Annotated in this window: 22 protein-coding genes and 3 pseudogenes; 15 read left to right on the top strand and 10 right to left on the bottom strand. The window is 63.1% G+C overall.

The window, feature by feature from the left end:
* The first annotated feature begins 4 nt into the window (after window positions 1-4).
* Window positions 5-970 (top strand): lipoyl synthase, encoded by a 966-nt coding sequence (gene lipA, locus I6L39_RS11730; protein WP_209793361.1) that lies wholly within the window; start codon window positions 5-7, stop codon window positions 968-970.
* 170 nt (window positions 971-1,140) lie between these two features.
* Window positions 1,141-1,650: a GNAT family N-acetyltransferase gene (locus tag I6L39_RS11725; RefSeq protein ID WP_216989737.1), complete on the top strand. Its 510-nt coding sequence runs from the start codon at window positions 1,141-1,143 to the stop codon at window positions 1,648-1,650.
* A 46-nt stretch (window positions 1,651-1,696) separates the two neighbouring features.
* Here I6L39_RS11725 and nqrE read toward each other — a convergent pair whose 3' ends face one another.
* The 6 genes from nqrE to I6L39_RS11695 form a co-directional block, all read right to left on the bottom strand.
* Window positions 1,697-2,296: an NADH:ubiquinone reductase (Na(+)-transporting) subunit E gene (nqrE, locus tag I6L39_RS11720; protein ID WP_128342971.1), complete on the bottom strand. Its 600-nt coding sequence runs from the start codon at window positions 2,294-2,296 to the stop codon at window positions 1,697-1,699.
* Window positions 2,297-2,471: 175 nt separating this feature from the next.
* Entirely contained in the window at window positions 2,472-2,765 is a 294-nt protein-coding gene (locus I6L39_RS11715) for a hypothetical protein (protein ID WP_216989736.1), read from the bottom strand.
* 303 nt (window positions 2,766-3,068) lie between these two features.
* Entirely contained in the window at window positions 3,069-3,572 is a 504-nt protein-coding gene (locus I6L39_RS11710; RefSeq protein WP_216989735.1) for a GNAT family N-acetyltransferase, read from the bottom strand.
* A gap of 40 nt (window positions 3,573-3,612) precedes the next feature.
* Window positions 3,613-4,794, bottom strand: coding sequence for a MerR family transcriptional regulator (locus I6L39_RS11705; RefSeq protein ID WP_216989734.1), 1,182 nt, complete (start codon window positions 4,792-4,794; stop codon window positions 3,613-3,615).
* A 151-nt stretch (window positions 4,795-4,945) separates the two neighbouring features.
* On the bottom strand, window positions 4,946-6,676 hold the full coding sequence (recJ, locus tag I6L39_RS11700; RefSeq protein WP_216989733.1) for a single-stranded-DNA-specific exonuclease RecJ: 1,731 nt from the start codon (window positions 6,674-6,676) through the stop codon (window positions 4,946-4,948).
* A gap of 96 nt (window positions 6,677-6,772) precedes the next feature.
* On the bottom strand, window positions 6,773-8,119 hold the full coding sequence (locus tag I6L39_RS11695; protein WP_254203634.1) for a sigma-54 dependent transcriptional regulator: 1,347 nt from the start codon (window positions 8,117-8,119) through the stop codon (window positions 6,773-6,775).
* A gap of 439 nt (window positions 8,120-8,558) precedes the next feature.
* Between I6L39_RS11695 and I6L39_RS11690 the strand changes: the two genes are divergently transcribed.
* The 3 genes from I6L39_RS11690 to I6L39_RS11680 all read left to right on the top strand — a co-directional run bounded on the left by I6L39_RS11690 (window position 8,559) and on the right by I6L39_RS11680 (window position 14,061).
* Window positions 8,559-10,259, top strand: coding sequence for a hypothetical protein (locus tag I6L39_RS11690; RefSeq protein WP_042078997.1), 1,701 nt, complete (start codon window positions 8,559-8,561; stop codon window positions 10,257-10,259).
* 330 nt (window positions 10,260-10,589) lie between these two features.
* Window positions 10,590-11,000, top strand: a complete 411-nt coding sequence (mscL, locus tag I6L39_RS11685) for a large-conductance mechanosensitive channel protein MscL (protein ID WP_042078892.1) — start codon at window positions 10,590-10,592, stop codon at window positions 10,998-11,000.
* Window positions 11,001-11,709: 709 nt separating this feature from the next.
* Window positions 11,710-14,061, top strand: a complete 2,352-nt coding sequence (locus tag I6L39_RS11680; RefSeq protein ID WP_216989732.1) for a DUF11 domain-containing protein — start codon at window positions 11,710-11,712, stop codon at window positions 14,059-14,061.
* An 86-nt stretch (window positions 14,062-14,147) separates the two neighbouring features.
* Here I6L39_RS11680 and xerD read toward each other — a convergent pair whose 3' ends face one another.
* Window positions 14,148-15,047 (bottom strand): site-specific tyrosine recombinase XerD, encoded by a 900-nt coding sequence (xerD, locus tag I6L39_RS11675; RefSeq protein WP_209793338.1) that lies wholly within the window; start codon window positions 15,045-15,047, stop codon window positions 14,148-14,150.
* Window positions 15,048-15,235: 188 nt separating this feature from the next.
* On the opposite strand from xerD, the gene fldB reads away from it, so the two are divergent.
* The 6 genes and pseudogenes from fldB to I6L39_RS11645 all read left to right on the top strand — a co-directional run bounded on the left by fldB (window position 15,236) and on the right by I6L39_RS11645 (window position 19,537).
* The gene (fldB, locus tag I6L39_RS11670; protein ID WP_042078890.1) at window positions 15,236-15,754 is read left to right on the top strand and encodes a flavodoxin FldB; all 519 of its coding nucleotides are present in this window, start codon (window positions 15,236-15,238) and stop codon (window positions 15,752-15,754) included.
* A gap of 39 nt (window positions 15,755-15,793) precedes the next feature.
* Window positions 15,794-15,919, top strand: a pseudogene (locus I6L39_RS11665) (flavodoxin FldB); the annotation flags it as partial.
* Window positions 15,920-15,958: 39 nt separating this feature from the next.
* Window positions 15,959-16,084: pseudogene (locus I6L39_RS11660) on the top strand (flavodoxin FldB); the annotation flags it as partial.
* Between the two features lie 185 nt (window positions 16,085-16,269).
* Entirely contained in the window at window positions 16,270-17,670 is a 1,401-nt protein-coding gene (locus tag I6L39_RS11655) for a TldD/PmbA family protein (RefSeq protein ID WP_209793337.1), read from the top strand.
* Window positions 17,670-19,010: a TldD/PmbA family protein gene (locus tag I6L39_RS11650; RefSeq protein ID WP_216989731.1), complete on the top strand. Its 1,341-nt coding sequence runs from the start codon at window positions 17,670-17,672 to the stop codon at window positions 19,008-19,010. The genes I6L39_RS11655 and I6L39_RS11650 overlap by 1 nt, the downstream gene beginning before the upstream one ends.
* Before the next feature lie 149 nt (window positions 19,011-19,159).
* Entirely contained in the window at window positions 19,160-19,537 is a 378-nt protein-coding gene (locus tag I6L39_RS11645) for a VOC family protein (RefSeq protein ID WP_042078887.1), read from the top strand.
* A 66-nt stretch (window positions 19,538-19,603) separates the two neighbouring features.
* Here the strand turns inward: I6L39_RS11645 and I6L39_RS11640 are convergent, their stop codons facing one another.
* Window positions 19,604-20,530 (bottom strand): L,D-transpeptidase family protein, encoded by a 927-nt coding sequence (locus I6L39_RS11640; RefSeq protein WP_042078886.1) that lies wholly within the window; start codon window positions 20,528-20,530, stop codon window positions 19,604-19,606.
* Between the two features lie 444 nt (window positions 20,531-20,974).
* Here I6L39_RS11640 and yegQ point away from each other — a divergent pair, with 444 nt between their 5' ends.
* The 3 genes and pseudogenes from yegQ to I6L39_RS20275 form a co-directional block, all read left to right on the top strand.
* Window positions 20,975-22,339 (top strand): tRNA 5-hydroxyuridine modification protein YegQ, encoded by a 1,365-nt coding sequence (gene yegQ / locus I6L39_RS11635; RefSeq protein ID WP_209793333.1) that lies wholly within the window; start codon window positions 20,975-20,977, stop codon window positions 22,337-22,339.
* Between the two features lies 1 nt (window position 22,340).
* Window positions 22,341-22,589, top strand: a complete 249-nt coding sequence (locus I6L39_RS11630; protein WP_042078883.1) for a YfhL family 4Fe-4S dicluster ferredoxin — start codon at window positions 22,341-22,343, stop codon at window positions 22,587-22,589.
* Window positions 22,590-22,613: 24 nt separating this feature from the next.
* A pseudogene (locus tag I6L39_RS20275) lies at window positions 22,614-22,697 on the top strand (ferredoxin); the annotation flags it as partial.
* 81 nt (window positions 22,698-22,778) lie between these two features.
* Here I6L39_RS20275 and I6L39_RS11625 read toward each other — a convergent pair.
* A complete protein-coding gene (locus I6L39_RS11625; protein WP_216989730.1) occupies window positions 22,779-23,171 on the bottom strand; it encodes a DUF1090 domain-containing protein in 393 nt (130 codons plus the stop codon).
* A 160-nt stretch (window positions 23,172-23,331) separates the two neighbouring features.
* Between I6L39_RS11625 and I6L39_RS11620 the strand changes: the two genes are divergently transcribed.
* Entirely contained in the window at window positions 23,332-23,685 is a 354-nt protein-coding gene (locus I6L39_RS11620; RefSeq protein WP_209793327.1) for a DsrE/DsrF/TusD sulfur relay family protein, read from the top strand.
* Window positions 23,686-23,688: 3 nt separating this feature from the next.
* Here I6L39_RS11620 and I6L39_RS11615 read toward each other — a convergent pair whose 3' ends face one another.
* Window positions 23,689-24,900, bottom strand: coding sequence for an MFS transporter (locus I6L39_RS11615; protein WP_042078879.1), 1,212 nt, complete (start codon window positions 24,898-24,900; stop codon window positions 23,689-23,691).
* Between the last annotated feature and the right edge of the window lie 145 nt (window positions 24,901-25,045).

Below are 25,045 nucleotides of genomic sequence, written 5' to 3'. Positions count from 1 at the left end.
AATCATGAGCAAACCCGTTCGTATGGAGCCGGGCGTCAAGCTGCGCGATGGCGACAAGATGGCCCTGATCCCGGTGAAATTCATGCCGGATCCCAACGAGGAAGTGCTGCGCAAGCCGGACTGGATGCGGATCAAGCTGCCGCCGTCGAGCCAGAAGATCGAGCACATCAAGAGCACCCTGCGCAAGAACAAGCTGCACTCTGTGTGTGAGGAAGCCTCCTGCCCGAACCTGGCGGAGTGCTTCAACCACGGCACCGCCACCTTCATGATCATGGGCGCCATCTGCACCCGTCGCTGCCCCTTCTGCGACGTGGCCCACGGCCGCCCGCTGCCGCTGGATCCGGAGGAGCCGAAGAAGCTGGCGCTGACCATCAAGGAGATGAACCTCAAGTACGTGGTGATCACCTCGGTGGACCGCGACGATCTGCGCGACGGCGGTGCCCAGCACTTCGCCGACTGCATCAAGGAGATCCGCGAGCACAGCCCACAGACCCGCATCGAGATCCTGACCCCGGACTTCCGCGGCCGGATGGAGCAGGCGCTGGAGGTGTTCCGCGAGACCCCGCCTGACGTCTTCAACCACAACCTGGAAACCGCCCCGCGCATGTATCGGGTCGCCCGCCCCGGCGCCGACTACAAGTGGTCCCTGGAGCTCTTGCGCCGCATCAAGGAGATGCACCCGCACGTGCCCACCAAGTCCGGTCTGATGATGGGCCTTGGCGAGACCAACGAGGAGATAGTCCAGGTGCTCAAGGACTTGCGCGAGCACGGCGTCAACATGCTGACCCTGGGCCAGTACCTGCAGCCGAGCCGTCACCACCTGCCGGTGAAGCGCTACGTGCCGCCCGCAGAGTTCGACGAGCTGAAAGACGTGGCCATGGATCTCGGCTTCTCCCACGCCGCCTGCGGCCCCTTCGTGCGTTCGTCCTACCACGCGGACCTGCAGGCCAAGGGCGAAGAGGTTAAATAACCTCGCACGAAAGAGAGGTCAAGCAAGCCTCCTCGCCACAGACAGAAAAGAGCGCCCTTGGGCGCTCTTTTTATTGAGCATTCAGGACTCGGCCATCCCGGCCAGCCCCTTGGCTAACCCTGGGCTCCGGGGTTAAGGTAGCGACTCCCTTTCCTTGAGTGAAACGCCGGATGCCGACCCCTATCGTTCGCCTGATTCCCATGGATGAGGCGCATTTCCCCGCCTATCGCGACTACTTCATCGACGACTACGCCCGGGATCTCGCCAACAACCACGGGCTGACCCAGACCGAGGCCCACCAGCAGGCCGAAGCCTCCCTGCGGCAATACCTGCCCCAAGGGGCCGCCACGCCGGGTCAGAGCCTGCTCTGCATCATCCCTGTCAATGACACTGTGCATGACAATGTCGGGAGCGCAGTCGCCCCCATCGCCGGCTATCTCTGGCACAGCATCGACAGCGCCGCCCACAGCACCTTTATCTATGACTTCTACACACTCCCGGCCCATCGCGGACTGGGGTATGGCAAGGCCACCATGGCGGTGCTGGAAGCCGAGTTGAAATGCCTTGGCGTCAGTCAGATCAAGCTGAGGGTCGCCTATGACAATCCGAGGGCCAGGGCGCTCTACGAAGAGATCGGCTTTCACATCACGGGCTACAACATGGCCAAAACGCTGGGTTGATAGCTCCCGCCATCAACCCTCTTCCCGGTTTCAGTCGTGCGGGCACTCAGAGCGAGATCCCGGAAAACGACATGAAGCCCAGCGACATCAGCCCCGCCACGATAAAGGTGATGCCGATGCCGCGCAGCCCCTCGGGCACATCGGAATACTTCATCTTCTGGCGCAGACCAGCGATGGCGACGATGGCCAGCAGCCAGCCCAGCCCTGAGCCCGCCCCGTACACCACGGATTCGATGAAGTCGTAATCCCGCTGGGCCATGAACATCACCCCGCCGAAGATGGCGCAGTGCACCGTCAGCAACGGCAGATAGATGCCGAGGGCGTGGTGGAGCGCCGGAAAGTGCTTGTCCAGCACCATCTCCATCACTTGCACCAGGGCCGCCAGCACCCCGATATAGACGATGAAGTCGAGAAAGCTCAGATCAAACTCGCCGAGAAAGGTGCTGTCCGGACGCAGGATATGCCGGTAGATGAGGTTGTTGAGGGGAATGGCGATCACCATGACCACCAGCACCGTCATGCCGAGGCCGAAGGCGGTGTTGATGTTCTTGGAGACGGCCAGGAAGGTGCACATGCCGAGGAAGAAGGCCAGGGCCAGGTTTTCCACGAAGATCGACTGAATGAACAGGTTGACGTAATAGTCCATGAATGGGGCTCACCACTTGTCTGCATCGAGAAAGAGGTCGCTGCAGGCCGACGGGCCGCGGCGACACGGGATGACAAAAAGGCACGGGCGCGATCGGGACACAGGAACGACGCCCTGTGCCCGGTCTGATCAGCAGTGGGAAAGCTCCCGCCCTACGCCCGCGAGGGATGAGACGCTAGTCCCCCTGGCAGAAGCGAAATTGCAGGTGGTGGCAGCGAAGCCGCCGAGTGTGCAGATAGCCGAAGCAGTCAGACAACTGCCTGAAGTAGATGAGGGGCAAAAAGAACAGCAGGCCGCAGAGCAGGCCGAGGATCTCGTGCTGGAACCAGGCCAGCAGCATCTGGTAGGGCTCGGGGTGGTTGGCGCCTTCCAGCCGCCGTCCCTGCTCGAAGCTGAGCCGCCACTGTCCCGCCGGGGGCAGGCTGACGCTGTCGGCCAGCCCCTGATGGGAGGGCTCGTGCAGTTGCATCGGGCTCCCCTTCCCCCCCGTTCCCGGACCCGGGGTTGCAACGATCCCTGCCGCGGCGAAGGCGGCAAGCCAGAGAAGGCAGGCGATGGCAAGCACCATCGGCCATGACGAGGGGCGGCGGGAGGATGGCAAGGGGTCGGTCCGTCAAGAAAAACAGGTGGAATATATCACAATACCGTTGCTTATTGCATTTTACACCATGAGATATCAGCAATGTTGATATTAAACACTGCCACATTCGATAAAACCGGCAAGGTTGCACCAACTTGAGAAACCGGCTTGCATCTTCCTCAAGGTGAGGGCTCATCCCTGCTCGAAGGCCGGGTGATAGCGCACTTCGCCACTGGGCATGGTGGCGCCAAACGAGCGGGCCATGAAGTACTCGGGCGGCACGCCGGGCAGCGTCAACCCCGGCTCGGACACGAAGCCGAAACGGCCGTAGAAGCCGGGATCCCCCAGCACCACGCAGCCGGCCGCTCCCATCCCCTTGAGCTGCGCCAGACCCGCATCCATCAGCCGTGACCCCAGCCCCTTGCCGTGCAGCGCAGGAGAGACCGAAATGGGGCCAAGACCATACCACTGCTCGCAGCCATCGCTGATGGTGACCGGCGAGAAGCAGAGGTGGCCGACCACCCGGTCTTCCAGCTCCGCCACCAGCGACAGGCTGAGTGCCCCGGCCTGGCGCAAGGCGCGCACGATCAGCTGTTCGTTGTGATCGGTATGGGGGGCATTGAGGAATGCGGCCACGGTCAGCGCCTCAATGGCCTCGTGATCGGCGCCCGTTTCCGGTCGAATGAGGATGTTCATAGGGGTTTCTCCGTTTGTTCTCTTTCAATGAATGCTCTGATCAGGCGGCCTGCAGGCAGCAGATCACATAGCCGTAGCTGCCCAGATACTGGCGGTGGATGGCCATTTCCTGGCTCAAGTCCTGCCAGGCGGGACTATGTCCCAGCTCGGCGCGATGACGCGCCAGATTGCGCTCGATGGGGTCCAGATAGTTATTCCAGGCACTCATCGGCAACGGGGTGTGCGACAGGCAGCGATAACCCGCCTCCTGCACCGTCTTCAGCAGACCAGCCAGGGTCTGCATGGCAGGATAATCCCGTTGCCAGAACGCCAGCGCCTCCTCTGGCGGCGTGTCCGTCAGCCACACCAGGTCGCTCAGCACCAGGCAGGCAGCAGGGCCGGCAAGGTACGGCCGCCAGGCTTTCAGCGCATTGGCCACCCCTATGGTGTAGGCGCTCCCCTCGGCCCAGATAAGATCGGCGGGGGCAAGTTCCATGGGCAAGTCCGCCATATTGGCGCACAGGGTGGTGACCTGACTCAGCCCCGCCGCACTGGCCGATCTCGCCACGGCGGCCAGCGCCTCCTCGTCCAGATCGATGGCCACTATGGCTGCGTCCGTCACCTGTGCCAACGCCATGGTGGCGGCGCCGCGCCCGCAGCCCATGTCGAAGATCCGGCGAGGCTGGCTGGGCAGCGCGGCAAACTGCTGCTGGGTGAAGAGGCGATCGCCCGGCCCCCAATAGCTCATGCCGTCCAGCAGCAGCTTGAAATCCCGGATATAGCGCTCATGTTCGTTCATGTCTTTGCTCAGCCATTGCAGGTGGTAACGCTCTTTTTCACTGAATCCCTGCTTCATCACCCAGGCAAAGTAGGCCTGCGGGGCTTGATGCTGCAGTTGCCGCTGCCAGGCCTTGAACTCGTCGCCGGAGTGCGCACGCAAACCGGCGAGATCCGCCAGCAAATCCCGGGCGCGCTGCATCTGCGCCAGCTCTTCATCCAGCTCCCTGACCCGAGCTTCCAGTGTCGCCTGATCAAGCTCGCCCGCCAGGCAGGCGAGGCACTGCTTGAGGCTGAGGCCGCCGGCCTGCAGGGCCTGTACCATCCGCAACCGCTGCAGATCTTCATCGTCGTAGTGACGATAGCCGTTGGCGGCTCTCGTTCCCGCAATCACCCCCAGTTTCTCGTAATAGAGCAGGGTGGAGCGGGCCAGGCCGCAGCGCCGGGCCAGTTCGGATATTTTCATGACAGCGACTCGCAATGGGGTCTGTGACCCGATGCAGGGAAGCTTAAACTATGAAGCAATAGACGGGTCAACGGCAAAATCCGGGTTCACACCATAAAAAAACGGCCACCCTGGGGTGACCGTCATCGGCAGCAAGAGAGACTCGCGGGAATCAGAGGCCGGCGGCCTCCAGATGCTCCACCAGCAGCTGCACGCTGCGGTTGCCGCGCCACTCGTTGACGTCGAGCCGGTAGACCAGCCGCACCCGCTTCACCGAGGCATCGGGCCAGCGCTGCAAGTCGACGCCAAAGGCGATGGCATCCACCGCATGGCCGGAATCCGTGGTCAGCATCATCTTGAGGTGCTTCTCCCCCACCAGCCGCTGCTGCACCAGCACGAATTCGCCATCGAACAGCGGCTCGGGGAAGGCCTGACCCCAGGGGCCGGAGGCGCGGATCAGCTCCGCCAGCTCCAGACTCAGCTCATCGGGCAGCAGCTCGCCATCGGTGAGCAGCACCCCGGTCAACAGCTCAGGGGTCACCAGCTCGCCGATGACCGCCTCGAAAGCCCGACCGAAGGCCTCGATATTGGCCTTGGGCAGGGTCAGCCCGGCCGCCATGGCGTGACCGCCAAACTTGCCCATCAGGCCGGGATGGCGGGTGTCGAGCAGTTCCAGCGCATCGCGCAGATGCACACCGGGGATGGAGCGCCCGGAGCCCTTGAGCTCGGTCTCGCTGCTCTCGGCAAACGCGATGACCGGGCGGTAGTACTTCTCCTTTACCTTGGAGGCCACCAGCCCCACCACCCCCTGATGCCACTCGTCCCGGTGCAACACTATGCCGGAGGGCACCTCGCCGTCACGAAAACGGATCTGCTCCAAAGTGGCGAGCGCCTCCTGCTGCATCCCCTGCTCGATCTCCTTGCGCTCCTGGTTGAGGCTGTCCATTTCGGATGCGAACTGGCGCGCCAGGTTGATGTCGTCACAGAGCAGACAGGCGACCCCGAGGGACATGTCATCGAGCCGGCCCACCGCGTTGAGGCGCGGCCCCAACGCAAAGCCGAGATCGGCGGCGCACAGGCGACGACCGTCGCGGCCCGACACGTCCACCAGCGCCTGGATGCCGGGGCGACAACGGCCGGCCCGGATCCGCTGCAAACCCTGATGAACCAGGATGCGGTTGTTGCCATCCAGCGCCACCACGTCAGCGACCGTACCGAGGGCCACCAGATCGAGGTAATCCGCCACGTTGGGGGCGCGCAGCCCCTGGCACTCATACCAGCCGCTCTGGCGCAGATGGGTGTTGAGGGCGGCCATCAGATAGAAGGCGACCCCGACCCCGGCCAGCGACTTGGAGGGAAAGTCGCAGCCATGCTGGTTGGGGTTCACGATGGCATCGGCGTCAGGCAGCTCCTGACCCGGCAAATGGTGATCGGTAACCAGTACCTGCATGCCGGCCGCCTTGGCCGCCGCCACCCCGGCGATGCTGGAGATGCCGTTGTCCACCGTGATCAGGAACTCGGCGCCGCGGGCCACCGCCAGCTCGACGATCTCCGGGGTGAGGCCATAACCGAACTCGAAGCGGTTGGGCACCAGAAAATCGATGTGGCGACCGCCCATGGCGCGCAGGGCCAGCACGCACAGGGCCGAGCTGGTGGCGCCGTCGCAGTCGAAGTCACCGACGATGAGGATCCGCTTCTGGGCCGCCAAGGCGTCAGCCAGCAGTGGCACTGCCTGCTCCATGCCGAACAGGCGCTGGGGCGGCAGCAGCTGGCTGGCGCTGCGCTCCAGCAGCACCGGATCTTCAACCCCGCGACTGGCGAAGATCTGGCGAAGCAGCGGATGCAGGGTGGCGGGCAGATGGGAATCATCGACTCGCGGACGACGACGGATGTGCAGGGGCATGAATTCGATCCTGTCTTCTGAGGCTATGAGCTATGGCAGGCCGTATGATACACGCCTTGAGCGGATCGGCGAGGGGGGAGTTTGCAGGACCAGACTCTAGGAGGTCTGGACTTCAGGAGGCACAGGGGGGGCTGAGCGTTCCAGCACCCGGTAGAGGGTCAGCCTGGAGATCCCGAGATGGCGGGCAGCCTCGGTCACATTGTTGCCGCACAGTATCAGGGCCCGGCGCACGGCCTCGCACTCCGCCTCGGCCCTCACCAGGTTCAGTGGGCGAATGCCCCCCTCTGCCAGCGGCAGAGCCAGACCCAGATCCTGATGATCGATGCGACACCCCTCGCACAGGACCAAGGCTCGCTCCAGCCGGTTCTTGAGCTCCCGCACATTGCCAGGCCAGTGATATTTCATCATCTGGTGAATGGCGCTGACCGTAAAACCGTGCACCTTGGGATTCAGACTACCCATCTTGTTCAGGAAATGGTGGGCCAGCAGCATGATATCCTCCCCCCGCTCACGCAGGGGTGGCAACTCCAGATCCAGCACGCAGAGGCGGTAGAAGAGATCTGAACGGAAGTTCCCCTGTGCCATCTCTTTGTCCAGCATCCTGTTCGTCGCGGCAATCACGCGGATGTCCACCTCGATGGGCTCGGTGCCCCCCACCCTCACTATGGTGCGCTCCTGCAAGAACCTCAGCAGGTTGACTTGCATCTGCACCGGCAGCTCCCCTATCTCGTCGAGGAACAGGATCCCCTTGTGCGCCCTCTCCGCACAACCGATATGGCGCCGCCAGGCATCGGTGAAGGCCCCCTTCTCGTGACCAAACAACTCCGACTGGATCAGGGTGGGTGGAATGGCACCGCAGTTGATGGCGACGAAGGGACCATTCGCCCGCTGGGAATGCCGATGGATGAGGCGAGCCACCAACTCCTTGCCCGTACCGCTCTCCCCCTGCAACACGACAGACGAGTCCGCCTTGGCCAGTCGCTCCACCCGATGCATGAGCTGCTTCATGACGGGGCTGGCACCGATCAGCCCCCCCTCATCCTTGCCATGCCCGCAGGGGCGATGCCCCTTTCCCCTCAGGCAGGCGATGCCAAACGCATGGCCCAGTATGGCCAGCAGACGATCATCCTCCACCGGCAGGCTGTGATAATCGAAGCAGTAGTTCAGAAGCTGCTCCTGCATTCTGGGTAGCGCGAGCAGATGGGGGGGGGCGAGGGCAACCCAGACCATGGTGCCGCAGGTCTGGCGAAAGAGCGTCTCCACGGCCTCGGCCTCCCCCTCACTGAGCAGCACCACCCCCACTCTGGGAGCCTTCTGTACGTAGTGGCTGAAGGCCTCCTGCGGCGACGAGGCCGAACAGACCCGCCACCCAAGAGAGGATGCATGGGACGGAGGACGCCACACCTCGCTCGTGTTGACACACAGCAGCATACGAATTTCCATCAATGCACCCCACCGCATGGCGGTCAAATAATGTGCAAAGTATTGGATAGAAGGTCGACTTGTGCCACTGATGAAACAGGGATGAAAACTCTCTCAAACGAGACCCAAAACCAACAAAAACCCATTAAAAACAATAAATTTGAAATATTTGCCAATTAAATCCGATCGCTCGCAAGACAATCATCCCCCTCACCATGTTCCACCTTGGAGACAGCATCAAAAAGCCCCCTTCGTTGTCCCATCGGCGTGTGCGCTAGGCGCGCGTCCCGGAGTGCATCATGTCATTAACAACGCCTCTTCAGATGCGTATTGAAACCCTTCTTTTTCTTTGTTTTTCAGCATATTGGCCTTGTGGAACAAAGCCTGCATTCCAGCTGCGCCCCCGGCTGTGCACACAGCACCGGACGACATGGACAACAACAAGCAGAAGGAATGCAACATGGATACCCGAGCAATACATCTCTGGCTACGCTGTTGGCAGCACGGCCTCCTCGCCCTGGCCTTGCTGTTGGCGCTCTGTGCTCCGGCACTGGCCGCCACGGCGGAGTCCCCCTTCGAGCTGGATGCCAACCCGCAGGATGACAATCCAGCCCTCAACAGCGATGACTGGGCCACCCCCCCCGACAGCGGAGCGGCAACCAAGTTCACCGGCATCATTCAGGACACCGCCCCCAGGACCATCTTCGAGGGGGGCAACAAGGACATACTGGATATAGACAAATGGAGCTGGAAGGATGGCTCCGTGCCCGACAAGGATGACCTGACCCACGCCTATGCCGCCGCCTACAACGAGGATAACGACCTGTTGCTCTACTTCGGTGCCGACAGGATCTCCAATGTGGGCGACGCCTTCATGGGGTTCTGGTTCTTCAAGCAGAAGGTCACCGCCCTGCCCAATGGCGGCTTCAGCGGCAAACACACAGTGGGGGACACCCTGGTGCTCATCAACTTCCCGCAGGCGAGCAACGCGGTTCCCTATCTGGCCGTGGTGACCTGGGATCCGACCTGCAGCAAGGCGACCAACAACAACCCGCAGCCGGGTCAATGCGCCGCCGCCAACCTGAGGCTCAAACTGCAGGGCTCGGGGGCCAACGACGTCGTCTGCGCCAATCAGGGCGGTGCCAACCTGGCCTGCGCCCTGACCAACACGGGTAATGTGCCCGTGCCCGCCAACACGCTGGCAAACGGTGTCAGCGGCCTGTGGAGCGATTACACCCCCAAGAGCGGCACCCAGGGCACCTTCCCCTTCGAGAGCTTCTTCGAGGGCGGGATCAACCTCAGCCAGATCGTCGGCGGCAGTGACGGCTGCTTCAGCAGCTTCATGGCCGAGACCCGCTCCTCCAGCTCCTTCACGGCAGCCTTGAAGGACTTCGTGCTGGACAACTTCGAACTGTGCAAGGTCGAGATCACCAAGGTCTGTACCGGCGGCGATATAAACGGCGACGATACGGGCTTCACCTACAGCTTCGAAGGCACCGTCACCAATGCAGGCTTCGGCACCATCTATGACGTCGTCGTCACCGACGACAACGGCACCCCGGCCGACACCAGCGATGACTTTGTCGTCGCGACCTTCGATTCCATAGCCAAGGGGGGATCAGAAGACTACAGCGGCAGCTTCGGCTCCGCCGGTAACGGACCGACCAACGGCGTCAGTGTCAAGGCCGCCTCCAGCGACGGTGGCACACTGTCCATCACCGCATCCGCTGCGGCAACCTGCCCCGTCGTCCAGCGAGAGCCCGGGATCAGCGTCACCAAGGCTTGCAGCACCAAAGTCATCGACGCCGGCAGCCAGCTCGTGCTCAGAGTCGACTACAGTGGTGAGGTCTGCAATACCACAGGGGTGGGTGACCCCAACTCCCCTGATTACAAGCCTCCTCTGAACCTGAGCGGTGTCACCGTGACCGACGACCCCAGCGGCAACGTGCATAACATAGGCACGCTGAATGCGGCAGACTGCAAGGACTATTCAGGATCCTACACGCCCAGCAGTGCAGGTTCGGAAGAGCCCGGCGCCATCTCCTTCAGCGATACCGTCACGGCCACGGGGACGGCTCCTCTCGGTTTTGGCAGCGACACCGACACGGCGACCGCCACCTGCCCGCTCTGCCCGACTTGCCCGGATTGCCCCACACCTTAGGCATGACAGGTTTTAGTCACGCATGAACCACAGGGCCATGGTGCAGACCATGGCCCTTCTTCATGGCATCAAGGCTGGGAGTCTGCTCCCCCCATCGCCCCCCTCACGAACGCCGACGGGCACAGAGGCCACCACGCCCCGCAGTGAGCAAAGCGTTAATAGCGGCAGAGGCATAAATTTCTCGGGCATTGAGGTTGCCAATCGGGCTTGAGCCCCGCAAGCTAAACGTGACGACGGGAGGCATCATAGCCATCCCTCTGTTTTACAGATGTTTTATTGTTCAAAACCAGATGTGGTCACGCCACACGCCGTCCATTTTTAGGGGGAAAAATGAGTCTGATTCAAGAATTCAAGGCCTTTGCATCCAGAGGCAACGTGATCGACATGGCGGTCGGTATCATCATAGGCGCCGCCTTTGGCAAGATAGTCTCCTCCTTCGTGGGAGACGTCATCATGCCGCCCATCGGCCTGATCCTGGGCGGGGTGGACTTCAGCGATCTCGCCGTGACCCTGAAGGCAGCCGAGGGGGAAGCCCCGGCCGTGGTCATCGCCTACGGCAAGTTCATCCAGACCTGTATCGACTTCCTGATCATCTCCTTCGCCATCTTCATGGGGCTCAAGGCCATCAATACCCTGAAGAAGAAGCAGGAAGAGGAAGCCGCCGCACCGGCCGGCCCCACCAAGGATCAGGAGCTGCTGACCGAAATCCGCGACCTGCTCAAGTCCCAACAGGGGAAGTAAGCAGCCCGGTGTCACCGGCATCGCCAATACGCATGCCTGGCACCACCCCATAGCAAGAGGGAGGCCCTGTGGCCTCCCTCTCTCGTTGGCGAAGACTTCCCGTCTCCCCTCGCAGCCGGTCATCCCGACACGGATCTGTGCCAAGTCCCCTCCCCGGGGCGCGATGCCGGGGCGGGCGCCAAGCATGCCGGGCGATGGGGTTGTCTCAGCCTTGATACAGGGGATGCCCGAACTATCTGCCCCCCTGCCAGCAGTCACCAGCACCGCCTGGCACCCCGCCTCCCCTCTGCACGCTGGCGCAAGCTCCCCGCCATCACGTCGGCTGACGGGACCACCCCGGAGCGCCCCTGTTCCATCGCTGTAACAGGGGAGATATTTAAAAAAGCATTATTTATCAATTAATTATGCTCAAGACTTCGCCGTCGCCCCCATGCCGTCGTTACAACTTCGCGGACACCACCCCGTTTACGCGACCAAAACCCGAGCTAATTTCTTATTTTTCAAATATTTATGTGCTTGGTGCATTCCTTGCTGTAGGGGTGCTGTCTATCGATGCCCACCCCACAGGGCCGCGCCCGCCCCCCTGCGTTACTCGCAAGGGACAGGGCCTCCTTGTGGTCACGTTCAGGCCTGGGACATCACCCGGCCCAGGCAGTCGCAGCCGGGTGACATGGAACAAAAAACCACAGGATAGGAAGAGGGAAATGCTATGAAATCAAGTCAGCGCAATCGCCTGCTCAGATCCCTGACGCTCCCCCTCGGGGTCGTCATGCTGGGGGGACTCCACCTCACCCCGGCCTGGGCCGGCATCTTTCCGGGCCTGCAACAAGAGGCCTGCATGGCAGACGCCTATATTGCCAAGGGGGGTTCACTCTCGGGCGGCAGCCTCAACTGCACGGCCAAGGACATCGAGGTCTCCAAAGTGGTACCGGTGAATCCGAACCAGGAGTGTACCAACGGCCAGGTGTTCACCTTCAACGCAGACGTGACCATCAAGACCAACGCCAGTGAGCGTTATGACACCACCTTCTACCTGCCGAGAACGTCCCAGAGCCCGCAGGTGGTGCAGGGAGGAGCAAGAAACTGCAGCCTCGTGCTGCCCAAGGCGAGCGACGCCGGGGAGAATGGCCAGGTCGCCTATGTGAATCTGGAACCGAAGCTGAAGGCGACCGACTTCCTGGACACCTGCGGCGATATCACCAAGGCCAACGGCACCGATCAATACACGCTCTTCAACCAGCCCATCACCATGCTCTGCCAACCCAGCCCCACGGATCCCAACAAGGCCCTCTTCACCTACTGCGCGGCCTGGGACATCCAGAAGAGCCTCAGTTGCAGCGAGAGCACGGTTCCTCCCGGCGCCGTGCCCGCCACCAAGTCCAAGTGCAACTGTGACAGCTTCGCCATCAACGTGTTTATCAGACCCGAGCCGCCTGCCATTACCAAGACGGTCGAGCCGACCAGCCTGCCCGAGCCGGGTGGCGTGTTCACCTACAACCTGAGCTTCACCAACTCGAGCGTCGCCTCCTTGTATATCGCCAGCCTGAAGGATGAGATAGACGTGGGCGGAGATGGCTCCTACGACAAGAGCGTGGACCTCTGGGGCGCTACCGAGAGCGTCGGGACGGCGGACGGCATCTATCTGCTCAGCAGCACCTGTGCGAAACCCGCCGCGGGCTCGACGACGAAGGAGGTGCTGCCCAACGCCACCTACAGCTGTCAGTTCACCCTGCATATCAAGGATCGCGATCTGCCCAACGATCAGAGCCCCGAGAAGTACGTCGACAACATAGTGGCCCTGTTCAAGGACAAGAACGGCGGCACGGTCGGCGACGGCAGCACCTGCCCGACCGGCTTCCAGACCGCCGGCAACAACTGCAGCGGCGCCAAGCTGGTCGAGATCACCAATGTCCCGCCCACCATAGCGGTTGAGAAGACCCCCTCCACCGACGAGGTGCTGGAGCCGGGGGCCAATGTGACCTACACCATCAAGGTCACCAATACCGCGGGCGATCACGACGATCCGCTCACCCTGACCAGCCTGGTGGACGACAAGTTCGGCGATCTGGACGGGCAGGGCACCTGCGATCTCGGCAGCGGCGTGGCCCTGTACAAGGGCACCCCCTTCCAGTGCAGCGTCACCGAGTTTGTCGGTGGCAACGCCGGCGATGTGCACACCAACAAGGTGACCGCCAAGGCCCTGGACAACGAAGGGGATGAGGCAACGGGAGAGGACAGCGCCACCGTCAACATCAATGACGTGGCATCGACCATCACGCTGCAAAAGGATGCCGTCCCCGTCAGTGTGCCCGAGACGGGCGACTCCGATGAGAAACGTTCGGTGGCCTATACCTTCACCTTCTCCGTCGATGCCAATGGCGTGGACAAGGTCACCTTCAATGACCTGGATGATGACGTGTTCGGCAATCTGACCAGCCAGTGCCAGGTCAACAGGAAGAACGGTGCCCCGCTCGTGCCCGCCGTGGCGCTGGCCGGCTTCGTCCTGAGCCCGGGCGAGTCGGCCAGTTGCACCCTCTCCAAGGATCTGCAGGGCAATGCTGATGAGAGCCATACCAACACGGCAACCATCAGCGGCAAGGATGAGGACAATCAGACCGTGACCGACAGCGATGATGCCACTGTGGAGTTCACCGATGTCCCCCCCGACATCACCAAGCTCTTTGCCCTCAAGGCCGCTGGCTTTGTCCGCATCAGCAACAACGGAGTGGACACCCTGACCGTCACCGCCCTGACCTTCAAGGGGGTCGATGTGGCCGATGGGAACGGGATTCCGGGCAGCTTCACCCTCTACGATGAGCCGGGGGTGAGTACCCATGAAGCCGGCTTCGGGCCCTTCGCCTTCTGCACCACTGGGGGGGCCATACTGCCCGGCGGCCACTATGACTGCGCCTTCGTGCTGGAGCTCGAACCTGGGCTCGCCGATCTCGGCAACATCGATCTGAAGGCGATCAACCCGGAACCTCTGGTGGTCACCCTGAAGGATGACGAACTCAACGAGGTCAAGGCCGAAGTGGAGGTCACCATCCAGACCCTGGAATGATGATGCAGTGAAACAGGCCGGGAAACTGGCTATTGAGGGGGCGACGGCTGAACCGTCGCCCCCTTTCTTTGTCCGGGCACGGGAGCCTAGGCGCGGGGATGGTGCTGGCCGTGCAGCGCCTTGAGCCGCTCGTTCGCCACGTGGGTGTAGATCTGGGTGGTGGAGAGATCCGCGTGCCCCAGCAGCATCTGCACTACCCGCAGGTCGGCGCCGTGGTTGAGCAGATGGGTGGCGAAGGCGTGGCGCAGGGTGTGGGGGGAGAGCTCGCCCTGGATACCGGCGCGCTGGGCATAGAGTTTGATGCGGTGCCAGAAGGTCTGGCGGGTCATCATGCGCGCCTGCTTGGAAGGGAACACCACGTCCGAGCTGGTGCCCCCGAGCAGCAGGGTACGTGCCTCCCGGTAGTAGCGCTCCAGCCAGTGCACCGCCTCCTCCCCCATGGGCACCAGCCGCTCCTTGTTGCCCTTGCCCACCACCCGCACCAGCCCCTGGCGCAGGCTGACGTGCTCGGCGGTGAGCCCCACCAGCTCGGAGACCCGCAGCCCGGTGGCATAGAGCAGCTCGAGCATCGCCTTGTCGCGCAGCTCCAGCGGGTCATCCACCAGGGGCGCCATGAGCAGCGCCTCCACCTCGGCCTCGCTCAAATCGGCGGGGAGCTTCTTGGGGAGCTTGGGCCCCTCCAGCAGCACGGTGGGATCGTCGCTGCGCAGCTTCTCCCGGTTGAGGTACTGATAGAAGCGGCGCAGGGCCGACAGGAAGCGGGCCGTGCTGCTCGCAGCGAACTGATGGTCCACCCGCCAGGCGAGGTAGTGCTGGATGTCGTCCAGCCCGGCCAGCAGCAGGGAGCTCCCCTGCTCATCGAGCCAGAGGGCGAATTTTTCCAGATCCGTGCGATAGGCGCCGACCGTGTTGTCAGACAGCCCCCGCTCCAGCCAGAGGGCGTCGAGAAACGGCTCGATAAGGGGATGGGATTCAGCTTTGCTCATGGTACGCCGCGCTCAGGGAAACAGGGGGCCATTGTAGCGCGTCGACCCACCCGGGCCGCAAGGCAGGCTTCTCCATCGTCCGCCAGGCGGTGAAGCGCGCCGGGCAATCTGCTAGACTGGCGCCCTCCCCCGGGCGCCACCCTGCCGGTTGCCCGCCCCCCTGGCCTACTGCGATCAAGAGAAGAGCGATGAAGATAGGTTTGTTTTACGGCTCCACCACCTGCTACACCGAGATGGCCGCCGAGAAGATCCGCGCCCTCATCGGCCCCGAGCTGGTCGATCTCCACAACATCAAGGATGTCCCCCTCGTCCGCATGCAGGAGTACGACATCCTGATCCTGGGCATCTCCACCTGGGACTTCGGCGAGCTGCAGGAAGATTGGGAATCCCGCTGGGAAGACATCAGGGATGTGCATCTGGAGGGCCGCATCATCGCCCTGTTCGGCCTGGGCGATCAGCTGGGATATGGCGAGTGGTACCAGGATGCCCTCGGCCTCTTGCACGATCAGCTGGTGCCCAAGGGCGTCAAGCTGGTGGGCTACTGGCCCAACGAGGGGTACGAGTTCGACGCCTCCAAGGCGCTGATCGACGATGGCCGCCACTTCGTCGGCCTGGCCCTCGACGATGCCAACCAGTACGACCAGACCGAATCCCGCATCGAGCAGTGGGTCGACCAGATATTAAGCGAGATCCACGAGCTGCTCTGATCCAGGTAGCTCGCATGCTCGATGACCCCTTGGATACGGATCGACGATGGCCATCATCTTGTCGTCGGCCTGACCCTCGACGACGCCAACCAGTACGACCAGACCGAATCCCGCATCGAGCAGTGGGTCGACCAGATATTAAGCGAGATCCACGAGCTGCTCTGATCCTGGTAGCTTGCATGCTCGATGACCCCTTGGATACGGATAGACGATGGCCATCATCTTGTCGTCGGCCTGACCCTCGACGATGCCAACCAGTACGACCAGATCGCATCTCTCATCGAGCAGTGGGTCGACCAGATATTAAGCGAGATCCACGAACGGCTCTGATCCCACTGCCGGTGGCCCGATTTCGGGTCACCGGGCGCATAAATCGCACCGATTTTCTCGTTTGGTATCATCGCCTGACGCTATAGCGACTTTTGGCCTCTGGTCTGCAACAATGGGTTCGACACCCTATAACAACCTAAAGCCGGGTGTCGGAAGCAAACGGACAGACCAGAAAAGGATATTCTATGACTTCATTCTCCCTGTTGGCCCCCGCCATCGCCCGCGACGTGCTCGATCACGCCCTGGCACTGGGTGCCGACTTCGCCGAACTGTTTGTGGAGCGCAAGCGCCGCAGCCAGCTCAGCCTGCTCTCCAGCCAGATAGAGAACATCAGCGGCGGCCTCGACTTCGGCATAGGCGTGCGCCTGTGCTACGGCCACAAGGTGCTCTACGGCTACACCAACCTGGCCGATCGCAACGAGCTCCTGCGCATCGTCACCCTGCTGGCGGCCAAAGACAGGCGTGACCCCGTGGTGACCGCCACCGCCTTCGATTTCACCCGCCTGACCGATCGCAACCCGATCGCCCTGCCCCTGTCGGCCGACAAGCTGCTGGAGCAGAAGATCGCCTACCTGCACGCCATGGACGCCGCGGCCCGCGCCGAGAGCGACAAGGTGAGCCAGTTCTCCGGCAATGTGCTGGGCTGGGAGCAGGAGGTGGAGATCTTCAACAGCGAAGGGGTACAGGTGGCCGATCGCCGCCACTACAACCGCATCATGGCCCAGACCATCGCCCTGGACGGAGGCGAGCAGAGCGTGGGCTATGAGGCCCCCGGCGCCATGAAGGGGTGGGAGCACGCCGCCGGCGTGGATCCCCGCGAGCTGGCCCTCACCGCCACCCGCCAGGCGCTGGTGAAGCTGGGTGCCGCCCCCTGCCCGAGCGGCACCCTGCCGGTCATCATGGAGAGCGGCTTTGGCGGCGTCATCTTCCACGAGGCGTGCGGCCACCTGCTGGAGACCACCTCGGTGGCCAAGAAGGCGTCCGTGTTCCACGACAAGATGGGCCAGCTCATCGCCAACCCCGCGGTCAGCGCGGTGGACGAGGGCTTGCAGGGCAACGCCTGGGGCTCCATCAACGTCGACGATGAGGGGATGGCGACCCAGCACACCCAGCTCATCAAGGACGGGGTGCTGACCGGCTTCCTGGTGGACAGGATGGGAGCCCTTCGCACCGGCTACGCCCGCACCGGTTCCGGACGGCGCGAATCCTACAAGTTCGCCCCGGCCTCGCGCATGCGCAACACCTACATCGAGCCGGGCAACCACAGCCTGGACGAGATGCTGGCGACCGTGGAGCACGGCATCTATGCCAAGCGGATGGGGGGCGGCTCGGTGCAACCCGGCACCGGCGAGTTCAACTTCAACGTGCAGGAGGCCTACCTTATCGAGGGAGGCAAAATAACCAGACCGCTGAAGTCGGCGACCCTGATCGGCACAGGCCCCCAGGTGCTCAAGGAGATCTCCATGGTGGGGCGCGATCTGGCCCTCTCCGCCGGCATGTGCGGATCTGTCTCCGGCTCCATCCCGGCTTCGGTCGGGCAGCCGCCACTCAAGGTGGACAACATCCTGGTGGGAGGGAACGCCTGATGAGCCAGCTCGACATGAACCAACTGCTTGCCCGCCTGCTGGACAAGGTCGCCGATCTCGGTGCCGAGGCGGACGTCATCGCCAACCAGGACAGGGCCTTCTCCCTCAAGGCCGACAAGGGCGAGCTCAGCGAATACAAGGTCACCAGCAGCCAGCAGATCGGCATTCGGCTGATAAAAGAGGGCCGGGTCGGCATCGCCTACTCGGAGGCCCTCGATGAGGCCGCCCTGGATGCCATGGTGCAGGATGCGCTCGATGCCAGCCGCTTCGCCAAGGTGGACCCGGACCAGCGCATCACAGTGCAGCAGAGCAGGCTCGCCACCGACTGCGCCGAGATACACCAGCCCGACACCACGGCGGTGGAAGAGAAAATCGCCCTGGCCCTGCGCCTCGAGTCCGACATGCTGGCCCTGCCGGACGTGACCGGAGCCCCCTACAACGGCTTCTTCGAGGGGGAGAGCCGGCTGTGGCTCGCCAACAGCCAGGGCTCGTTCTGCCAGCACCAGGAATTCAGCGTCGGCTGCCACAGCTCGGCCCTGATCGAGCGGGGCGGCCGCCAGTCCATGCACTACCAGGGGCTGTACGGCCGCCGCTTCGACGAGCTGGACCCGGCGCCCCTCATCGCGCAGATCCATGCCGTGGCCGATGGCCTGCTGATGGGTGAGGCGGTGCCGAGCGGTCGCTACAGCGTCATCTTCAGCCCCAACTGCCTGGCCAGCCTGTTTGGCTGCTTCCAGTCGGCGCTGTCCGGCAAGTGGGCCCAGCAGGGGATCAACCCCTGGCGCAGCAAGGTGGGCCAGAGCGTGGCGTCACGCTGGCTCACCCTGGAGAGCCGGGTCCATATGCCGGGGGGCATGAAGATCAAGGCGTTCGACGGCGAAGGGGCCGCCACCTCGGATCTGCTGCTCATCGGTGAAGGGGAGCTCAAGACCCTGCTGCATAACAGCGCCACCGCCCGCCACTTCGGCGTGACGAGCAACGGTGCGGCGGCCCGCAACGCCCGCAGCGCCCTGGACGTGAGCCCGCGCCACCTGGTGTTCGGGCTCGGCCCCCACGGCGAGGGCGAGGTGCAAAGCGGCGAGTACCTGGAGCTGGTCAAGCTCGACGGCCTGCACTCCGGGGCCGACGCGGTGAGCGGCGACTTCTCGTTCGGCGCCTCCGGCTTCCTGTGCCGGGACGGGGAGCGGGTGGCGCCGGTGCGCGGCATCACGGTGGCGGGCAACTTCTATCGCCTGCTGGGTGAGCTGGAGGCGGTCGGCAACCTGCTGCACCACGACGACGGCAAGGAGTTCTATGCCCCGCAGATCCGCTTCGGCGGCTTGAGCATCGCAGGTAAATAGCTGAATGACATGGACAAACCCCTGGTTTCCTGCAACTGAAAACGGCGCCTGATGGCGCCGTTTTTTTGCCTCTGGCACCGCGTATTGGCCACTCCTAACCTCAAAGAGCCACCGGCCGCATTGGCCGGGAATCTCTGGAGAATACGACGATGGACAACACCCTGGTCTGGGCCGACATTCCGACACGGGATCTGGATCGCGCCATGGACTTCTACTCGGCCCTGCTCGATGTGCAGGTCACCCCCATCCAGGAGGAGGAGATGCGCTATGCCATGTTGCGCTACGACGGCAACAACGCGGCGGCCTGCCTCGGCCCCATGGACAAATACCACCAGCCCGGCGGCGCCGGCCCCCTCATCTATCTCTCCCTCGGTGACAGGCTGCAGGAGGCGGAGCAGCTGGTGCCCCGGCTCGGCGGGCGGGTGCTCGAACCCCTGCACAGCATCGGCAGCGGCCATGGCTCCCGGGTCATCATCGAAGATACCGAAGGGAACTGGCTGGCCCTCTATGCCCCGCCAGCCGCCTGACGGGCGGGCAGACACGACAACGGCGACCCTGGGGTCGCCGTTGTTGTTTAACTGCACTGCCAGCCATTACGCCTCTGGATTGAGACGGGTCGGCATGCCGGTGCGCTGTTCCAGCACCTGCTTGACCACGTTGGAGTCGCTCTCGGCGTGGGCGATGAAACGGGTGGTGGCCGGGGTCATGGGCAGCGGCACGGCGGCGGTGGAGTTGAACTCCTCCTCGGTGCGCGACAGCGGCTCGTGCACTTCCATGTAGCGACCGCCATCCGGTTCGACCGTGGTCTTGACCGGCTGGTTCACGAACTGGACGCGGGTGCCGACCGGCACGTTGTCGAACAGGTACTTGATGTCGTCGGCGCGCAGGCGCACGCAGCCGCTGCTCACCCGCAGACCGATGCCGAAGGTGGCGTTGGTACCGTGGATGGCGTAGAGGTTGCCGATGTAGAGGGCGTGCAGACCCATGGGGTTGTCAGGACCGGCCGGCCAGACTGCGGGCAGGGTCTTGCCTTGGGCGGCGTAGCGGCGACGGATGTTCTCGGTCGGGGTCCAGGTCGGGTTCGCGCGCTTGCGCTCCACCTTGGTGATCCAGTTCTCCGGGGTGTTGACCCCCAGCTGGCCGATCCCGATGGGCAGCACCTGCACCACGTTCTTGCCCTTGGGGTAGTAGTAGAGGCGCATCTCGGCCACGTTGATGACGATCCCCTCGCGCGGCGCATTCGGCAGGATCAGCTGATGGGGAATGACCAGCTTGCTGCCCGGCGTCGGCAGGTAGGGGTCGACGCCCGGGTTCGCTTCCATGATGTTGGTCAGACCCAGCTGGAAGTCGGCGGCAATCTGCTCCAGCGGACGGTTGTCCGCGGGGACCACGTACTCCTGGTTCTCGCCGATCAGGCGGCTGTTCGCGGCGGGCAGCACGTATTCAACGGCAGCAGCCTGCTGGCTGACCAGGGTCAGAGTGCAAAAAAGGGCCGAAGCGGCAATGCGAAGGGGATTCATAAAATTCCTGTATGGTTTCCTGTACCTGTGGGCCTTTGGCCTGCTCATCCTCGGCTTGTTCTGTGACGCGTCACCCGAGACCAATAACCGAGCGCGCATTCTTTCCCGAGTAGGGCAAAATTTCAACTTGGAGATGGGCTTTTTCGCGGAAAAGATCCATTCCCTCCCCAGCGACCGCCCCTCCCGGCTTGCTGACACCCTAACATCGCTCTTATGAGCATAAAATGAACAGGTCGGCGGCCTGGCTGCCCCTCCCCAAATTGCATGAAGGGCCGGTCACGAGTACAATCTCGCACCCTCTGTATCAGGAGTATCGAACCATCTCGTTCCCTGGTGTAGTCCGATCGGAGGCGGTGCGTCGAGTACGGTCGCGCCATGCCGATTAATCCATACGACGCCATCAGGTGGCGCCGTCCTGATTTGCAATCAGACAAAGAGTCCAACATGTTCAGACCAGAATTGCTCTCCCCCGCCGGGACCCTCAAGAACATGCGTTACGCCTATGCCTATGGCGCCGACGCCGTCTACGCGGGTCAGCCCCGCTACAGCCTGCGGGTACGCAACAACGAATTTGATCACGAGAATCTGCAGCTCGGCATCAACGAGGCCCATGCCCTGGGCAAGCAGTTCTATGTGGTGGCCAACATCCAGCCCCACAACTCCAAGCTCAAGACCTTCATCCGCGACATGCGCCCCGTGGTGGAGATGAAACCGGACGCACTGATCATGTCCGACCCCGGTCTCATCATGATGATGCGCGAGGCCTTCCCCGAGATGCCGATCCACCTGTCGGTGCAGGCCAACGCGGTCAACTGGGCCACGGTGAAGTTCTGGCATCAGATGGGCCTGACCCGGGTCATTCTCTCCCGCGAGCTGTCGCTGGACGAGATCGAGGAGATCCGCATGCAGGTGCCGGAGATGGAGCTGGAAGTCTTCGTCCACGGCGCCCTGTGCATGGCCTACTCGGGCCGCTGCCTGCTCTCCGGCTACATCAACAAGCGCGACCCCAACCAGGGCACCTGCACCAACTCCTGCCGCTGGGAGTACAAGGTCCACGAGGGCAAGGAAGATGACGTGGGCCAGATCGTCCACCGCCAGGAGCCCATCGCCGTGCAAAAGGTGGATCCGACCCTGGGGGCCGGCAAGCCGAGCGACGCCCTGGTGCTGCTGGAGGAGTCCAACCGCCCCGGCGAGTTCATGACCGCCTTCGAGGACGAACACGGCACCTACATCATGAACTCCAAGGACCTGCGCGCCGTCGAGCACGTGGAGCGCCTGACCAGGATGGGCGTCCATTCCCTCAAGATCGAAGGCCGTACCAAGTCCTTCTACTACTGCGCCCGCACCGCCCAGGTCTATCGCAAGGCCATCGACGATGCGGTGGCCGGCCGGCCGTTCGATCCCACCCTGATGGGTACCCTCGAGAACCTGGCCCACCGCGGCTACACCGAGGGCTTCCTGCGCCGCCACAACCACAGCGAGTACCAGAACTACGACTACGGCTACTCCGTCTCCGACACCCAGCAGTTCGTCGGCGAGATCACCGGTCGCAACGGTGACATGGTCGAGGTCGAGGTGAAGAACAAGTTCCTGCTGGGCAACAGCCTGGAGCTGATGACCCCGCAAGGCAACCTCAGCTTCAACCTGGAGCAGATGCAGAACCGCAAGGGCGAGCTCATCGACACCGCACCGGGCAACGGCCACGTGGTCTATGTGCCGGTACCGAAGGAAGTGGACGTGAACTACGGCATCCTGCTGCGCAACCTCGGCGAGCGCGAGGATACCCGTCAGCCCCACTCGGCGGCCTGAGATGGCGCTGCTCATCACCGACAAGTGCATCAACTGCGACATGTGCGATCCGGAGTGTCCGAACCAGGCCATCAGCCTGGGGACCAAGATCTACGAGATCGACCCGGATCGCTGCACAGAGTGCGTCGGCCACTATGAGAAGCCCACCTGCATCAGCGTCTGCCCCATCGACTGCATCATCTGGGATCCCGCCCATGTGGAGACCGAAGAGCAGTTACTGGACAAATTCGTCAGGATGCACAGGCAGTAACACCGGCATCAGCGTCTGCGCCTTTTGGACTGCATCCTCCGGGATCCCGCCCACGTGGAAACCGAGGATCAGTTGCTGGATAAGTTCGTGCGGATGCACAGGCAGTAGCGACAGCAGCCCCACAAGGGCTCCCACTCACCATAGAAAAAGCCGGGCATGCCCGGCTTTTTCTATTGCGCTGCCCTCCCCTCAGGGCTTGACCAGTTTCTGCAGCGCCTCGAGTTCCCGTTGGACCTCCAGCAGCTCGGCCTGGGACGCTTCCAGCTTTGCCTGCTTCTTGGCGATCTTGTCCGGCTTACCCGCCACCCGCGCACTCTGCAGATCCGCCAGCCGCTCTTCCACCTCGGCCTTCTGCTTGACCACTTTCTGCTGCTGATCCTCAAGGAGCCCGGCATCGGTACAGTGGGTCTCGATGTTGCGCAGGGCCTGCTCCAACCCGGCAACCCGCTCTGCGTTGTCGTGCACCCTGGCGAACGCGAGCTGCTCGGTCACCGCCTGATGTCTGGCCTTGCAGCCGACGTTTTCACTGCCATAGGCCTGCCCGGCCAACAGCAACAAGCCTATTCCGGCGATCTTCCACATAACGACCTCTTTGCTCTGTCATACTGGATGGCCGCCCATGAGACCTGACTCATCCCGCGAGGTCAAGACGCGGGAACCCGGGCTACGACAGAGTTTGCACTGCATCAAGCCAGTGTCATCCGGGTGGCGCTACAATGCCCCTTTAACCCAGGAGAGTCCCATGAAACCGCAGATCCTCATCGTCGCCAACGGCGCCCCCTATGGCAGCGAGTCCCTGTTCAATGCCCTTCGCCTCGGGATTGCCCTCCAGGAGCAGGAGAAGACAGACCTGAAACTCTTCCTGATGTCGGATGCGGTCGGCGCCGCCCTGGCAGGGCAGAGCCCGGCCGAGGGCTACAACCTGCGCCAGATGCTGGAGATCCTGCTGGCACAGGGCACCCAGATCCGGCTGTGCAAGAGCTGCACCGACGCCCGTGGCATCACCCCTCTGCCCCTCATCGAGGGCATCGAGATAGGCACCCTGCCCCTGCTGGCCCAGTGGACCCTGGCCGCCGACAAGGTGCTGACCTTCTAGCCATCAGGTACCGGCCCGGGCCAGCGTGGGTCGCGGGATCCGGGTGCTCAGGCCATAGAGCATCAGGATCATCAGGCAGAGCAGCGCCATCAGGGCGTAGAGGGTGGCGCCTCCCCAGTGGGCCAGTATCCAGCCCCCCAGCAGAGCCCCCATGGCGACCCCGAGCCCGGACATGGAGGCCGCCCCGAAGTAGCTGCCCTTCAGGTGGCTCGGCGCCATCTGATCGATCAGCACGTTGAGCAAGGGGAACAGGATGCACTCCCCGACGCTCAAGAGGACCACGGCCACTATCCAGTGCCACCAGATGGCGGTATCCCCCAGCGCAAACAGCAACTGGGCGCCGAGAAACAGCGCCACCCCGAGTTGCAGCCTGCGCCGGGTGGGCCAACCCGCGGTCAGGTGCAGCAGGGGGAACTGCAGTATCACTATGGTCAACGCATTGGCGGTGACCAGCCAGCCGATGAGCCGCTCTACCTCGGGTGTGCCCGAACGGGTCAGGTACTGGATGAGAGGGGATTCGAACTGGGCATAGACCAGCATCAGCAGCAGGTTCGCCAGGGTCAGCAGCAGGAAGCCCCTGTCCTGCCAGAGCACCCGCAACACGGTGCGCATGCCGGGACCGGCCGCCTGGCTTGCCTGACAACCGGCCAGCCGAAAGCCGGTGACGAAGATAGCGCCGAGCAGCAGGTAGCTGGCGCTGAGCAGCAGGAAGGTCTCCTGCCGCGCGCTCAGACCATAGGTGACCCCGAGCAGGGGACCGATGGCCGCTCCCAGGTTCAGCAGAAAGTAGCGCAGGTGCAGCGCCAGTTCGCGGGCCTTGGGCTCGGCCAGGCTGTCGGCCATCAGCGCCTTGCCGGGGGAGTCGATGAGCCCGTAGGAGAGGCCGCTGCCGATCACCCCGACCGCCAGCCAGACCACCTGGTGGGAGAGGCCGAGCAGGGCCACGCTCGAGGCCGATATCAGGCAGCCAAACAGCAGGATGTTGCGCCTCCCCCACTTGTCCGACAACCAGCCACCATAGAAGCTCACCAGGGTGGAGAGAGCCGCCGTCGCCCCCAGGATGGCCCCTATCAGGGTCGCCGACAGGCCGTAGTCACGGTAGAGCAGGATGGAGAGGAAGGGCCAGACCATGAAGAAGGTGGTGCGCACCATGAAGGTGCCCAGGATGACGATCCAGACCAGGGGGGTAAACTGCCTGAGAGAGGCCCATGACATGTTGCACTTCCTTTTGACAACCGAGAGGCGGGTCGCCCCTTATAGCAAGTGGCGCCAAAAGGAACAAGGCATCTCACCGACGGGATCGCCGGATGCCAGACAACAAAAAGCCGACCCTGAGGTCGGCTTTTTCAGCAAGCGGCGG

This window comes from Aeromonas sp. FDAARGOS 1409 (assembly GCF_019048705.1).
GTDB lineage: Bacteria > Pseudomonadota > Gammaproteobacteria > Enterobacterales > Aeromonadaceae > Aeromonas > Aeromonas sanarellii.
Note: the sequence above shows the minus strand (reverse complement) of the source record. Positions and strands in the feature narration are given on the sequence as shown.

Excerpts from the sequence above, each read along its gene's own strand:
- I6L39_RS11710 (WP_216989735.1), bottom strand. The coding sequence starts at position 3,572 with ATGAACATCCTCATTCGACCGGAAACGGGCGCCGATCACGAGGCCATT.
- xerD (WP_209793338.1), bottom strand. The coding sequence starts at position 15,047 with ATGAGCAAAGCTGAATCCCATCCCCTTATCGAGCCGTTTCTCGACGCC.
- I6L39_RS11655 (WP_209793337.1), top strand. The coding sequence starts at position 16,270 with ATGACTTCATTCTCCCTGTTGGCCCCCGCCATCGCCCGCGACGTGCTC.
- fldB (WP_042078890.1), top strand. The coding sequence starts at position 15,236 with ATGAAGATAGGTTTGTTTTACGGCTCCACCACCTGCTACACCGAGATG.
- I6L39_RS11630 (WP_042078883.1), top strand. The coding sequence starts at position 22,341 with ATGGCGCTGCTCATCACCGACAAGTGCATCAACTGCGACATGTGCGAT.
- I6L39_RS11715 (WP_216989736.1), bottom strand. The coding sequence starts at position 2,765 with ATGCAACTGCACGAGCCCTCCCATCAGGGGCTGGCCGACAGCGTCAGC.
- I6L39_RS11680 (WP_216989732.1), top strand. The coding sequence starts at position 11,710 with ATGAAATCAAGTCAGCGCAATCGCCTGCTCAGATCCCTGACGCTCCCC.
- lipA (WP_209793361.1), top strand. The coding sequence starts at position 5 with ATGAGCAAACCCGTTCGTATGGAGCCGGGCGTCAAGCTGCGCGATGGC.
- I6L39_RS11650 (WP_216989731.1), top strand. The coding sequence starts at position 17,670 with ATGAGCCAGCTCGACATGAACCAACTGCTTGCCCGCCTGCTGGACAAG.
- I6L39_RS11695 (WP_254203634.1), bottom strand. The coding sequence starts at position 8,119 with ATGGAAATTCGTATGCTGCTGTGTGTCAACACGAGCGAGGTGTGGCGT.
- I6L39_RS11725 (WP_216989737.1), top strand. The coding sequence starts at position 1,141 with ATGCCGACCCCTATCGTTCGCCTGATTCCCATGGATGAGGCGCATTTC.
- yegQ (WP_209793333.1), top strand. The coding sequence starts at position 20,975 with ATGTTCAGACCAGAATTGCTCTCCCCCGCCGGGACCCTCAAGAACATG.
- recJ (WP_216989733.1), bottom strand. The coding sequence starts at position 6,676 with ATGCCCCTGCACATCCGTCGTCGTCCGCGAGTCGATGATTCCCATCTG.
- I6L39_RS11690 (WP_042078997.1), top strand. The coding sequence starts at position 8,559 with ATGGATACCCGAGCAATACATCTCTGGCTACGCTGTTGGCAGCACGGC.
- mscL (WP_042078892.1), top strand. The coding sequence starts at position 10,590 with ATGAGTCTGATTCAAGAATTCAAGGCCTTTGCATCCAGAGGCAACGTG.
- I6L39_RS11705 (WP_216989734.1), bottom strand. The coding sequence starts at position 4,794 with ATGAAAATATCCGAACTGGCCCGGCGCTGCGGCCTGGCCCGCTCCACC.
- I6L39_RS11640 (WP_042078886.1), bottom strand. The coding sequence starts at position 20,530 with ATGAATCCCCTTCGCATTGCCGCTTCGGCCCTTTTTTGCACTCTGACC.
- I6L39_RS11615 (WP_042078879.1), bottom strand. The coding sequence starts at position 24,900 with ATGTCATGGGCCTCTCTCAGGCAGTTTACCCCCCTGGTCTGGATCGTC.
- I6L39_RS11625 (WP_216989730.1), bottom strand. The coding sequence starts at position 23,171 with ATGTGGAAGATCGCCGGAATAGGCTTGTTGCTGTTGGCCGGGCAGGCC.
- I6L39_RS11620 (WP_209793327.1), top strand. The coding sequence starts at position 23,332 with ATGAAACCGCAGATCCTCATCGTCGCCAACGGCGCCCCCTATGGCAGC.
- I6L39_RS11645 (WP_042078887.1), top strand. The coding sequence starts at position 19,160 with ATGGACAACACCCTGGTCTGGGCCGACATTCCGACACGGGATCTGGAT.
- nqrE (WP_128342971.1), bottom strand. The coding sequence starts at position 2,296 with ATGGACTATTACGTCAACCTGTTCATTCAGTCGATCTTCGTGGAAAAC.